Here is a 12905-nt window from a genome sequence, read left to right as displayed (position 1 = left end):
CGTGGACGTTCGGGGTGAGGAGGAGCGGTGGAGTACAACCTTGCCGACCTGTTCGAGTCGGTCGTCGACGTGGTCCCCGACCGCGAGGCCCTCGTGTACATCGACCACCCCGGTACCGGCGCGGAGCGCCGCCTCACCTTCACGGAACTGGACGCGGCGGCGAACCGCATCGGCCACCATCTGATCGACAGCGGGATACGCCCCGGTGAGCACGTCGGGCTCCACCTCTACAACGGCATCGAGTACCTGCAGACCGCACTCGGCTGCCTGAAGGCACGCGTCGTCCCGGTCAACATCAACTACCGGTACGTGCAAGAGGAGTTGGTCTACCTCTACCGTGACGCGGACCTGGTGGGGCTGGTCTTCGACGCCGAGTTCACGGAGCGGGTGGTGGCGGCGCTGCCGCAGGCTGCCAAGGTGCGGCACCTGTTACGGGTCGGTACGCCCGGGCCGGACGCGCCGTCGCTCACGGCGGTGGACTTCGCCGACGCCGAGGCCGCCGGTTCCCCCGAGCGGGGGTTTCCGGCGCGCTCGGCGGACGACCAGTTCATCATCTACACGGGCGGCACGACGGGCATGCCCAAGGGGGTAATGTGGCGTCAGGAGGACCTGTTCTTCTCGGGCCTTGGCGGGGGCGCGCCGACGGGTGAGCCGGTGAAGAAGCCGGAGGAGCTCGCCGAGCGGGTGGCGGCCGGCGGTGACGGGATCACCTTCTTCCCCACTCCACCTCTGATGCACGGCACATCGACGCTCACGGCCTTCATCGGCTTCAACTTCGGCCAACGGGTCGTTCTGCACCGGAAGTTCGTCCCCGAGGAAGTCCTGCGGACGATCGAGAAGGAGAAGGTCACCAGCATGTCGCTGGTGGGCGACGCGATGCTCCGGCCGCTGATCGACGCGCTGGGCGGGCCGTTGAGGGGCACGGACTGCTCCTCGCTGTTCAGCGTCTCGTCGTCCGGCGCGATCATGTCGGACACGGTGCGGGAGCAGTTCCAGGCACTCGTGCCGAACGTGATGCTGCTCAACAACTTCGGCTCCTCGGAGTCCGGCTTCAACGGCACGGCGACGGCGGACTCGGGCCCGGAGCGCGGCTTCCGGATCCGCGTCAACTCCCGTACGCAGGTGGTCGACCCGGCGACGTACGAGCCGGTGCCGGCCGGTGTGCCGGGCCGCATCGCGCAGCGCGGGCACGTACCACTGGGCTACTACAACGACGTGAGGAAAACCGCCGAGACCTTCTTCCAGAAGGACGGCGAGCGCTGGGTCCTCCTCGGGGACATGGCGACCGTCGACGAGGAGGGCGTCGTCACCGTCCTCGGCCGTGGTTCCCAGTGCATCAACACCGGTGGCGAGAAGGTCTATCCGGAAGAGGTCGAGCAGGCCCTCAAGGCCCATCCGGACGTGTACGACGCGCTGGTCGCCGGGGTGCCGGACGCGAAGTGGGGCAACCATGTGGCGGCGGTGGTCCAACTGCGCCCGGGTGTCGCCCTGTTGTCCCTGGAGGACATCCAGTCGCACTGCCGGACCCGTCTCGCCGGGTACAAGATCCCCCGCCAGCTGGTCGTCACGGACACGATCCAGCGCTCTCCCAGCGGCAAGGCGGACTACCGGTGGGCGCGGTCGGTGGCAGCGGCGGCGGATCGCTGAGCCGGTCGGCGTCGGGTGAAGAACTCCGCGACGCACCCCACGAACCACTCGGGGGCGTCGAGCCACGGATAGTGCCCCGCGCCTGGCTGGACCGCGAACTCCCCTCTCGGGAACAGGTCGGCGGCCCGGCGAGCGAGTGCCGGGCGGGGGCCGCCGTCGAGTTGGCCGGCGTAGACGAGCACCGCGTCGAGTTCGGCGAGCGCCGCCCGGGTCGCCTGCGGATCGTAGGCGCCATCGGAGCCGTACAGCTCGGAGGCCTCCTCGTTGACCTGGTGCTCGTCGGCGGCCATGTGAGCCCTGGCGGCGGCGTCCCAGCGGCCGTAGAAGAAGGGCGCGTACGTCATCATGTCGTCGCCCTCGGGTCCCTGTCCGGTCCAGGCCGCCTCGAACGCCGGGTACGCGTCCTCGTACCAGGGCTCGTCCTGGCGCAGCCGGGCCGCCTCCAGCCGGTCCTCGACGGTCGCCGGCATCCCGACCGCCCAGGGCGTGGCCGTGATCAGGGCGAGTCGCCGCACCCGCTCCGGATACCGGGCCGCATACCGCATGGCGAGGCTCCCGCCCGCCGAGTGCGCGAGCACGTCCATCCGCTCCAGGCCCAGCCGCACCCGCAGCGCCTCCACGTCGTCGACGAGCCGGGTCGCACCGGTACGTCGCCGGGTCCTGTGGCACCGCCGACTGCCCGGTGCCGCGCAGATCGAGCAGCACGAGCTGCCGATGGGCGTCCAGCCCTCCCAGATCGCCGAGGTACGGAGCTCTCCTCCGGCGAGAGGGGGCGGGGCGGCACGGGAAGAAAGTACGGGCAGGTGTCTTGCCTGAGGGCCGGTGGGCTGGATTACTGATCACCGGCCGAGCGACCGAATGATCGGTCGAGGGGCATGACGTGAGACCGGCGAGGGAGAGTTCCCATGGTGGACGCGGCGGGGCTGCTGGACGCGGGGGAACGGCTCGACGTGCCTCAGTTGCGAGCGTTGCAGGTGGAGCGGCTGCGGGCGTCGTTGCACCATGCGTACGCCAACGTGGCGTTCTATCGGGAGGCGTTCGACAAGGCCGGGGTGCATCCCGACGACTGCCGTACGCTCGCCGATCTGGCTCGCTTCCCGTTCACCACGAAGGAGGACCTTCGGGAGCACTATCCGTACGGGATGTTCGCCGTGCCGCGGGAGCGGATCCGGCGCATCCACGCGTCGAGCGGGACGACCGGAAAGCCCACCGTCGTCGGGTACACCGAGAACGACCTGTCCGTATGGTCGGACATGGTGGCCCGTTCGATCCGGGCGGCCGGGGGACGGCCCGGGGACACCGTCCATGTGGCGTACGGGTACGGCCTGTTCACGGGCGGCCTCGGCGCGCACTACGGCGCCGAGCGGCTCGGGTGCACCGTCATCCCGGCGTCCGGTGGCATGACGACGCGTCAGGTACAGCTGATCCAGGACCTGAAGCCCGGGGTCATCATGGTGACGCCGTCCTACATGCTGACTCTCCTGGACGAGTTCGAGCGCCGGGGCGTCGATCCGCGCGGGACCTCGCTGCGGGTGGGGATCTTCGGGGCCGAGCCGTGGACCGAGCAGATGCGGCGGGAGATCGAGGAGCGGTTCGCGATCGACGCCGTCGACATATACGGGCTGTCGGAGGTGATGGGGCCCGGCGTGGCCCAGGAGTGTGTGGAGACGAAGGACGGGCTGCATGTGTGGGAGGACCACTTCTTCCCGGAGGTCGTCGATCCGTTCACGGGTGAGGTGCTGCCCGAGGGTGAGAAGGGCGAGCTCGTGTTCACCTCCCTCACCAAGGAGGCCATGCCGGTGATCCGGTACCGGACCCGGGACCTCACCCGACTGCTGCCGGGCACCGCTCGTATGTTCCGGCGCATCGAGAAGGTCACCGGACGCAGCGACGACATGGTGATCCTGCGCGGGGTGAACCTGTTCCCCACCCAGATCGAGGAGATCGTCCTTCGCACCCCGGGCGTCGCCCCGCACTTCCAGCTGCGGCTGACCCGCGAGGGCCGCCTCGACGCGCTCACCGTGCGGGCCGAGGCGCGGGCCGGGGCCACGCCGGAGCTCCGGGACGAGGCCGCACGGGTCATCGCGGCTGCCGTGAAGGACGGGATCGGAGTGTCGGTCGGGGTCGAGATCGTCGAACCGGAGTCCCTGGAGCGGTCCGTGGGAAAGATCAAGCGGATCGTCGACCTGCGTCCGCGCTTGGACTAGGGGGCTTCTGACGGATCTCCGTGGAAGAAGAAGCGGCGTTCGGTGTGTGCTCTCGGCGTGCGGCGTGGAGGGTCATGTGGCGGAGCCACCCGTCCCTGCGCGCCGTGCGGCGAGTGGGGGTACCTCCCACGCCCTCAAGGCAGCGGGGGAGCGTGCCGGGCGTCGCGACGCCGCGGAGATCCGTCAGAAGCCCCCTGGCGGGAGGCCCCCCGAGACAGGGCTGTTGGTGCCCGGCTTCGGCTGAGAATCCCAGCACCCGGACGGAGCGATTCAGCCCCGCCTCGCTCCCTCCAACGTCACCCCGCACCCCCAGCGTCACCCCTCACCGTCACCGCACATTCGAGCCCCGCTCCTCCGCGAACCGGTCCCGCAGCTCTCGCTTCAAGATCTTTCCGCTCGCGTTGCGCGGTAGTTCGTCCACGAACAGGACCCTCTTGGGGGCCTTGAAGCCGGGGAGTTTCTCGCGGGCGTGGGCCAGGAGGTCGTCCTCCGTCACCTCGCCGCGGGGGACGACCACGGCGGTCACGGCCTCGATCCACTTCTCGTCGGGGAGGCCGATCACCGCGACCTCGGCGACCTGATCGTGCGTGTAGAGCGCGTCCTCGACCTGGCGTGAGGCGACCAGGACACCGCCGGAGTTGATGACGTCCTTCACCCGGTCGACGATCGTGAAGAACCCCTCGGCGTCGCGCACGGCGAGGTCCCCGGAGTGGAACCAGCCGTCACGGAAGGCCTCAGCCGTCTCGTCCGGCTTCTCCCAGTAGCCCTCGCACAACTGCGGCGACTGGTAGACGATCTCGCCCTGCTCCCCGTCGGGCACGTCCTGGCCGTGCTCGTCGACGACCCGCGCCTCGACGAACAGCACGGGCCGTCCGCAGGAGTCCATCCGCCCCTTGTGTTCGTACGGCCCCAGGACCATCGCCAGAGGGCCGATCTCGCTCTGCCCGAAGCAGTTGTAGAAGGCCAGCTTGGGCAGCCGCTCCTTCAGCCGCTCCAGGACGGGCACCGGCATGATCGACGCCCCGTAGTACGCCTTGCGCAGTCCGCTCAGGTCGCGGGTGGCGAAGTCGGGGCGGTGGGACAGACCGATCCACACGGTGGGCGGGGCGAACACGCTGTCCGCGCGGCCGGTCTCGATCAGGTCGAAGAGCGTGTCGCCGTCGGGTGCGTCGAGGATGACGTTCTCGGCGCCCACCGCCAGGTACGGCAGCAGGAAGACGTGCATCTGCGCCGAGTGGTACAGCGGGAGCGCGTGCACGGGCCGGTCGCCCGCCTGGAGGTCGAGGGCGGCGATCGCGCTGAGGTACTCGTGCACGAGCGCCCGGTGCGTCATCATCGCGCCCTTGGGGAGCGCGGTGGTGCCCGAGGTGTACAGCAACTGTGTGAGATCCCCGGCGCGCGGCTCCTCCCCGTCGTACGGGGCGGTGGTGTCGAGCCGTGCGAGCAGCGAGTCGTCGGTGTCGCGCAGCGCCAGGGTGCGGACGGAGCCGGGAAGGCGGTCCGCCAGGTGCGGGTCGGTGAGGACGAGTGTGCTGCCGGACTGGTCGAGGATGTACGTCAGATCGTCGCCGGTCAGGTTGTGGTTGACGGGGACGTGGACCAGCCCGGCGCGGGCGCAGGCCAGGAAGGCGATCAGGTAGGCGTCCGAGTTGTGGCCGTAGGCGCCGACGCGGTCGCCCGGGGCGAGCCCGGTGTCACGCAGCACCTGGGCGGCACGGGAGACGGCGTCCTCCAGCGCCGCATACGTCCAGGACCGCTCGCCGTAGTGGACCGCGACGCGGGCGGGGGTCCGCCGGGCGCTGCGCCGCAGCACCCCGTCCACCGTCACGCTGCGACCGGCCGCCACCGTCATGCCCTGCTCCTTCGTCCCGCTTGCCTTGGCGTGATCCTCGTTGCGCCGCAGGAGCAGGGTCAAGCGCGCCGCGCACATGGCCTGAAGTGGCTCAACTTCGGCCAGGGGGCGCTGAGTCCCCTTCAAGGAAGATCGCAGGCAGCAACAACCGCTGGACACCACGGAACGCTCAACCGTCCCTGTTCTCAACGACATTGGGAGGCATCATGCGCACCCGTCTGAGACAGTTCGTCGTCTCGGCTGTCGCCCTGTTCACGGCATCGGCCATCCTGCCCTCGGCCACCGCGGACGAGTCGGCACGCGGGCAACGCCCGTCCCACGGTGGCCTGTCCGCCGACATCCGTTACACCGAGTACGGCATACCGCACATCGTGGCGGATGACTACCCGAACCTTGGCTTCGGCACCGGCTGGGCGCAGGCCGCCGACGAGGTGTGCACGCTCGCCGAGGGCTTCGTGACCCTGCGCGGCGAGCGATCGCGGCACTTCGGCGCCGATGCGATCGCCGACGGCGAACTCTCGGCGGCCCGTACGAACCTGACCAGCGACCTGTACTTCCGGGGTGTCCGCGAGAGCCGCACCGTGGAGAAGCTGCTCACCGAACCTGCCCCGGTGGGACCGAGCCGCGACGTCCGGGACATGATGCGCGGCTGGGCGGCGGGCTACAACGCCTGGCTGAAGCAGAACAAGATCACGGACCCCGGGTGCGCGGGCGCCTCCTGGGTCCGGCCGGTCACCGAGCTCGACGTGGCCGTCCGCGGCTACGCCGTCGCCGCGATCTCGGGCGAGGGACGCTTCGTGGACACCATCACGACCGCGCAGCCGCCCTCCGGATCCGCCGCCACCACCGCCGGCGGCTCGGCGGCCTCGCGCGCGCCTGTCGCGAAGGCTGTCGCCGGCGCGGCGCGCGAACTGTGGGGCACCGGCGACATGGGCTCGAACGCGGTCGCCTTCCGCGGCGACACGACGGCGAACGGGCGCGGGCTGCTGCTGGGAAACCCCCACTATCCCTGGCAGGGAGCGCGCCGGTTCTGGCAGTCGCAGCAGACGATCCCCGGTGAGCTGAACGTCTCGGGCGGCACTCTGCTCGGCATTCCGACGATCTCCATCGGGTTCAACGCGAACGTGGCCTGGAGCCACACCGTCTCCACCGGCATTCCGGCCAACTTCCACCAGCTGACGCTGGATCCGGCCGATCCGACGACGTACCTCGTGGACGGAAAGCCGGAACGCATGACGAAACGGAGCGTGACGGTGCCCGTCAAGGACGGCACGCCGGTGACCCGCACCCAGTGGTGGACCCGCTACGGCCCTGTCGTCACCTCCCTGAGCCCCCAGGTCCCGCTGCCGTGGACCACCACGAACGCGTACGCCCTGTACGACCCCAACGCGGCGAACCTGCGCTTCGCCGACACCTCACTCGGCTTCAGCAAGGCGCGCAGCACGGACGACGTGCTGAAGTCCCTCGCCCGGCACCAGGGCATCCCCTGGGTGAACACGATCGCCGCCGACCGCGCGGGGCACTCCCTCTACACCCAGTCGCAGGTGGTTCCCCGAATCACCGACGAGCTGGCGGAGCGCTGCTCCACGGCGCTCGGCAGGACGACGTATCCGGCGTCCGGGATCGCGATCCTCGACGGCTCGCGCGGCGACTGCGCCCTCGGCAGCGACCCCGACGCCGTACGGCCGGGCATCTTCGGACCGTCGAGGATGCCGACGCTCAAGGACGCGCCGTACGTGGAGAACTCGAACGGCACCGCCTGGATGACCAACGCCGACCGGCCGATCACCGGGTACGAGCGGATCTTCGGCACGGTGGGCACCGAGCTCGGTCTGCGCACCCGCGGCGGCATCGAGGACGTGGCGGCGATGGCCGAGCGGGGGGATCTGACCGTAGGGGACCTGCAACGGCAGCAGTTCGCCAACCGGGTACCCGCGGGTGACCTCGCCGCCGAGGACGTGGCGCGGGCGTGTGCCGCGCTGCCCGGCGGCACGGCGACGGGCAGCGACGGCAAGGCTGTGGACGTGTCGGAGGCGTGCGGGGTGATCAAGGCCTGGGACCGCACCATGGACACCGGCAGCCGGGGAGCGCTGCTCTTCGACCGGTTATGGCGGAAGCTGCCCGCCGACCGGCTGTGGAAGGTGCCGTTCTCGGCGGCGGACCCGGTACGTACACCGAACACACTGGACACGGACGCACCCGAATTCGCGACGGCCCTCGCCGACGCGGTGGCGGAACTGCGGGCCGCAGGCATCCCCTTGGACGCGAAGCTCGGCGCGCACCAGTTCGTCGTCCGTGGCGGCGAGCGCGTCCCGGTACCCGGCGGCTCGGGGAGGGCCGGGGTGTGGAACGTCCTTGAGCCCACGTGGAACGCGACGGGCGGCGGCTATACGGAGGTGCCGTTCGGCTCCAGCCACCTCCAGGCGGTCGGCTGGGACGGCAGCCGCTGCCCGGTGGCACGCACCCTCCTGACGTACTCCCAGTCGTCGAACCCGAACTCGCCGCACTACAGCGACCAGACGCGGCTGTTCTCCGGTGAGCGGTGGGTGACGTCGCGGTTCTGCGAGAAGGACATCCTGTCCTCGCCGAAGCTCAGGGTGGTCCGGGTGAGCGAACAGCGCTGAGTCGTGTGAAGCGCGCTGAAGTGCGGGAGTGTGGTGCCGCTGCCTGTGGCGGCACCACACTCTTCCCACTCCCCCGGGCCGGGCTCGGCACATCGGCCGGCGCCAAGGCGACTGTCACACCGTCCTGGCCCGTCCCTCCCAGTACGGCTCGCGAAGCCGTCGTTTGTAGAGCTTGCCGTTGGGGTCGCGGGGCATCGCCTCGATGAAGTCGACGCTCTTGGGCCGCTTGTATCCGGCGAGCCCGCGCGCACAGTGGTTCAGGATCTCGTCGGCGAGCGTCGGGCCGGGCAGGAATCCCGGGGCGGGCTCGACCACGGCCTTCACCTCCTCGCCCCAGTCGTCGTGCGGGATGCCGAACGCGGCCGCGTCGGCGACGGCGGGGTGGGTGAGCAGGGCGGCCTCGATCTCGGCCGGGTAGATGTTGACGCCTCCGGAGATGATCAGGTCGATCTTCCGGTCGCGGAGGAAGAGGTAGCCGTCCTCGTCGAGGTAGCCGAGGTCGCCGACGGTGAAGAGGTCGCCGATGCGGTTCTTCTTCGTCTTGGTCTCGTCCTTGTGGTATGAGAATCCGCCGGTGCTCATCTTCATGTAGACGGTGCCGAGTTCACCGGGCCCCAGTTGGTTGCCGTCGTCGTCGAAGACGGCGAGCTCGCTGATGGGCCAGGCCTTGCCGACGGTGCCGGGCTTCTTCAGCCAGTCCTCGGCGGTGGCGAAGGCACCGCCTCCCTCGCTGGCCGCGTAGTACTCCTCGACGCTGTGGCCCCACCACTCGATCATGGCCCGCTTCACATGGTCCGGGCAGGGGGCGGCACCGTGGATGGCGTGCCGCATGGACGACACGTCGTACGACTGCCTGATGTGGTCCGGCAGGGCCAGGAGGCGGTGGAACTGTGTGGGGACCATATGGGTGTGCGTGCACCGGTGGGTGTCGATGAGACGGAGCATTTCCTCCGGTGTCCACTTGTCCATCAGCACCAGCCGGTGCCCGATGTGCAGGGACGCGCCCGCGAACTGCAGGACCGCCGTGTGGTAGAGCGGCGAGCAGACGAGGTGGACGTTGTCGTCGTACGGCTGGATGCCGAAGATGGCGAGGAAGCCGCCGAGGTAGGACTCCTCGGGGAGTCTGCCGGGCAGCGGGCGCCGGATGCCGCGCGGGCGGCCGGTCGTGCCCGAGGTGTAGTTCATGACCCAGCCGAGGGTGCGGTCCATGGGCGCCGACTCCGGCTGTCCGTCGAGGAGTTCGCCGTACGGGCGGAAGCCCTCGACCGTGCCGACCGCGTACCGGTGGCTGCCGGGCAGCCCGGCCTCGTCGGCGGCGTGCTGCGCGGCCTCGGCGAACCGCTCGTGCGCGATCAGCACCTTGGCGCCCGAGTCGGACACGATCCAGGCGATCTCGGGGCCCACGAAGTGGTGGTTGACGGGGACGAGGTAGAGGCCGGCCTGGCTGGCGGCCAGGTACGCGGTGAAGAACTCCACGCCGTTCGGGAGCACGACCGCGAAGGCGTCGCCGCGTTCCAGTCCGGCCGCGCGCAGCCCGTGGACGAGGCGGTTGGCGTCCGCGTGGAGGCGTCCGGCGGTCCACTCCTCGCCGTCGGGCGCGACGATGACGGTGCGGTCCGGGTCGGCGGTGGCCTGGGCCCAGAAGCCGTGAGGTGCTTGGTTCACTGTTCGGCACTCCTTCCGGCGATCCGGTTGACGCGGTCGACGGCCTTCTCGAAGCCGCGCGTGAGGTCGTCGAAGACCGCCTGGACGCTGCGCTCACTGTTCATCCGGCCGACGATCTGCCCGACCGGGGTGCCGAGGAGCGGCTCCACCTCGTACTTCTGGATGCGGGAGACGGCCTCGGCGACCAGCAGGCCCTGCAGCGGCATGGGGAGGGCGCCCGGCCCCTCGGGGTCGTCCCAGGCGTCGGTCCATTCGGTACGGAGCTGTCGTGCGGGCTTTCCGGTGAGCGCACGGGAGCGGACGGTGTCGCCCGATCCGGCGGCGAACAGCTTCTCGATCAGCCTGGGTGAGGGGAGCTCGGCCTCGGTGGTGGTCAGCCATATGGAGCCCAGCCACACACCCTGGGCACCGAGAGCGAGTGCTGCCGCCACCTGCCGGCCGCTGCCGATACCGCCGGCGGCCAGGACGGGCAACGGGTCGACGGCGTCCACGACTTCGGGGGTGAGCACCATGGAGGCGATCTCTCCGGTGTGGCCGCCGGCCTCGTAGCCCTGCGCGACGACGACGTCGATGCCCGCGTCCGCGTGCTTGCGGGCGTGCCGGGCGCTGCCCGCGAGCGCGGCGACGAGTACGTCCTGCTCGTGGGCGCGGTCGATGACGTCGGTCGGCGGTGATCCGAGCGCGTTGGCGAGCAGCTTGATCGGGTAGTCGAAGGCGACGTCGAGCTGGGTGCGGGCGACCTGCTCCATCCAGCCGGTGATGCGCCACCCGGAGGTCTCGCCCTCGGCGAGTTCGGGCACGCCGTACCGGGTGAGGGTGTCCTTGACGAACTGCCGGTGGCTCTCCGGGATCATCGCCTCGACGTCGGCCTCGGTGACGCCTTCCACCTTCTTGGCCGGCATGACGACGTCCAGGCCGTACGGCCGGCCGTCGACGTGGGCCTCGATCCAGTCGAGGTCGCGTTTGAGTTCGTCGGGGGCCGTGTAGCGGACCGCGCCGAGCACCCCGAAGCCGCCGGCCCGGCTGATGGCCGCGGCGACGGCGGGGAACGGCGTGAAGCCGAAGACGGCGTGCTCGACTCCGAGTGTCTTGCTCAGCTCCGTCTGCATGGGCGCAGGATGCCGCAGTCCTCCGGACGAAGGAAGGGGTTTCCTGATGCCCCGTCAGATTTATGGCGACGGATCCCGGCCCGCCACGGCGGCGCCCAGGTCTTCCAGTACCGCCATCGCCGCGTTGTAGCCGGGCACGCCGCTGACTCCGCCGCCGCGCACCGCGCCCGCGCCGCACAGCAGGACGTTCGAGTGCCGGGTCTCCACGCCCCAGCGGCCGGTGCCGTCCTGGGCGTACGGCCAGGAGAGCTCGCGGTGGAAGATGTTGCCGCCCGGCAGCCGCAGGCCGTGCTCCAGGTCGAGCGGGGTCTTGGCCTCGATGCACGGGCGGCCGTCGGCGTCGGTGGCCAGGCAGTCGGTGATCGGTTCGGCGAGGTGCGCGTCGAGCTGGGCGAGGGTCGACTTCAGCAGTTCCTCGCGGACGGAGTCGTTGTCGTGCGCGAAGAGCCGGGCGGGGGTGTGCAGGCCGAAGAGGGTGAGCGTCTGGAAGCCCTGTTCGACCAGGCCGGGGCCGAGGATGGTCGGGTCGGTGAGGGAGTGGCAGTAGATCTCCGAGGGCGGGGCCGCGGGCAGCGTCCCGGCCGCCGCCTCGGCGTGCGCGGTCGCCAGTTGCTCGTAGCCCTCGGCGATGTGGAAGGTCCCGGCGAAGGCGTCGCGCGGGTCGACCGAGTCGTCGCGCAGCGCGGGCAGCCGCGTGAGCAGCATGTTGACCTTGAGCTGCGCGCCCTCGGCGGGGGTGGGCGGCTCGTCCCCGGTGAGGGAGGCCAGTTCCCGGGGGGAGGCGTTCACCAGGACATGGCGGGCGGCGACCACACCCTCCGCGTCCGCCGTCCGGTACGTGACCTCGGCGGCCCGCCCGTCGGTCTCGATCCGAACCGCCTCGTGCCCCGTGGCGAGCACGGCACCCGCGTTCCTCGCGGCCGTGGCCAGCGCGTCGGTGAGGGCGCCCATGCCGCCGACGGGTACGTCCCAGGCTCCCGTTCCGCCGCCGATCACGTGGTAGAGGAAGCAGCGGTTCTGCGACAGGGCGGGGTCGTGGGCGTCGGCGAAGGTGCCGATCAGGGCGTCAGTGAGGACGACGCCGCGGACCAGGTCGTCGGTGAAGCGCTCCTCGATGGCCACGCCGATCGGCTCTTCGAAGAGCGCCCGCCAGGCGCCCTCGTCGTCGACGCGGGCGCGCAGTTCGTCGCGGGTGGGCAGAGGCTCCGTCAGAGTGGGGAAGACCCGCTGGGCGACTCGGCCCGTCATGTCGTAGAAGCGCTGCCAGGCCTCGTACTCGCGGTCCGAGCCGGTCAGCCGCGCGAACGCCTCCCGCGTGCGCCGCTCACCACCGCCCACGAGGAGTCCGGTGGGGCGCCCGTCGCGTTCCACGGGCGTGTACGAGGAGATCGTGCGCCCGCGGACCCTGAAGTCCAGGCCGAGGTCGCGGACGATCTTCCGGGGCAGCAGGCTGACCAGGTACGAGTAGCGCGACAGCCGCGCGTCGACCCCGGCGAACGGCCGCGTGGACACGGCGGCGCCCCCGGTGGTCGCCAGCCGCTCCAGCACGAGCACCGACCGACCGGCGCGGGCGAGGTAGGCGGCGGCGACCAGCCCGTTGTGGCCGCCGCCGACGATCACGGCGTCGTACGAACGTCGTCCCTCACGTACGGATTCCACACGCACGGATTCCACACGCACGGATTCCACACGCACGGATTCCACACGCACGGATTCCACACGCACGGATTCCTCAGGTACGGATTCCTCAGGTACTGGCATGGCTCTGTGTACTGGCATGGCTCTTCGTAACACGCGGCGA

7 protein-coding genes and 1 pseudogene are annotated in these 12905 nt (G+C 70.6%); 3 read left to right on the top strand and 5 right to left on the bottom strand.

Annotated features, from left to right (window positions below):
- Positions 1-27: 27 nt before the first annotated feature.
- Positions 28-1647: an acyl-CoA synthetase gene (locus E0500_RS40400; protein ID WP_131559985.1), complete on the top strand. Its 1620-nt coding sequence runs from the start codon at positions 28-30 to the stop codon at positions 1645-1647.
- Here E0500_RS40400 and E0500_RS40395 read toward each other — a convergent pair.
- Positions 1605-2490: pseudogene (locus E0500_RS40395) on the bottom strand (alpha/beta fold hydrolase). The gene E0500_RS40400 and the pseudogene E0500_RS40395 overlap by 43 nt on opposite strands.
- A 62-nt stretch (positions 2491-2552) precedes the next feature.
- On the opposite strand from E0500_RS40395, the gene paaK reads away from it, so the two are divergent.
- Positions 2553-3854: a phenylacetate--CoA ligase PaaK gene (gene paaK, locus E0500_RS40390; RefSeq protein WP_131559984.1), complete on the top strand. Its 1302-nt coding sequence runs from the start codon at positions 2553-2555 to the stop codon at positions 3852-3854.
- A gap of 328 nt (positions 3855-4182) precedes the next feature.
- Here paaK and E0500_RS40385 read toward each other — a convergent pair whose 3' ends face one another.
- Positions 4183-5706, bottom strand: a complete 1524-nt coding sequence (locus E0500_RS40385; protein ID WP_131560053.1) for an acyl-CoA synthetase — start codon at positions 5704-5706, stop codon at positions 4183-4185.
- A 206-nt stretch (positions 5707-5912) separates the two neighbouring features.
- Between E0500_RS40385 and E0500_RS40380 the strand changes: the two genes are divergently transcribed.
- Positions 5913-8330 (top strand): penicillin acylase family protein, encoded by a 2418-nt coding sequence (locus E0500_RS40380; protein ID WP_131559982.1) that lies wholly within the window; start codon positions 5913-5915, stop codon positions 8328-8330.
- A gap of 114 nt (positions 8331-8444) precedes the next feature.
- Here the strand turns inward: E0500_RS40380 and E0500_RS40375 are convergent, their stop codons facing one another.
- From E0500_RS40375 to E0500_RS40365, 3 genes are read right to left on the bottom strand one after another with little or no spacing between them, the layout of a single operon-like run.
- Positions 8445-9995: an acyl-CoA synthetase gene (locus E0500_RS40375; RefSeq protein WP_131559980.1), complete on the bottom strand. Its 1551-nt coding sequence runs from the start codon at positions 9993-9995 to the stop codon at positions 8445-8447.
- Entirely contained in the window at positions 9992-11104 is a 1113-nt protein-coding gene (locus E0500_RS40370; protein ID WP_131559978.1) for a nitronate monooxygenase family protein, read from the bottom strand. Before E0500_RS40370 ends, E0500_RS40375 begins: the two co-directional genes overlap by 4 nt.
- 60 nt (positions 11105-11164) lie before the next feature.
- The gene (locus E0500_RS40365; RefSeq protein ID WP_309505306.1) at positions 11165-12763 is read right to left on the bottom strand and encodes an NAD(P)/FAD-dependent oxidoreductase; all 1599 of its coding nucleotides are present in this window, start codon (positions 12761-12763) and stop codon (positions 11165-11167) included.
- Positions 12764-12905: the final 142 nt, after the last annotated feature.

The sequence above is a fragment of the Streptomyces sp. KM273126 genome (assembly GCF_004337435.2).
GTDB classification, from domain to species: domain Bacteria; phylum Actinomycetota; class Actinomycetes; order Streptomycetales; family Streptomycetaceae; genus Streptomyces; species Streptomyces acidicola.
This window is presented reverse-complemented; position numbering and strand designations above follow the sequence as displayed.

Coding starts and splice junctions, on each gene's coding strand:
- paaK (WP_131559984.1), top strand. CDS start 2,553: ATGGTGGACGCGGCGGGGCTGCTGGACGCGGGGGAACGGCTCGACGTG.
- E0500_RS40385 (WP_131560053.1), bottom strand. CDS start 5,706: ATGACGGTGGCGGCCGGTCGCAGCGTGACGGTGGACGGGGTGCTGCGG.
- E0500_RS40380 (WP_131559982.1), top strand. CDS start 5,913: ATGCGCACCCGTCTGAGACAGTTCGTCGTCTCGGCTGTCGCCCTGTTC.
- E0500_RS40370 (WP_131559978.1), bottom strand. CDS start 11,104: ATGCAGACGGAGCTGAGCAAGACACTCGGAGTCGAGCACGCCGTCTTC.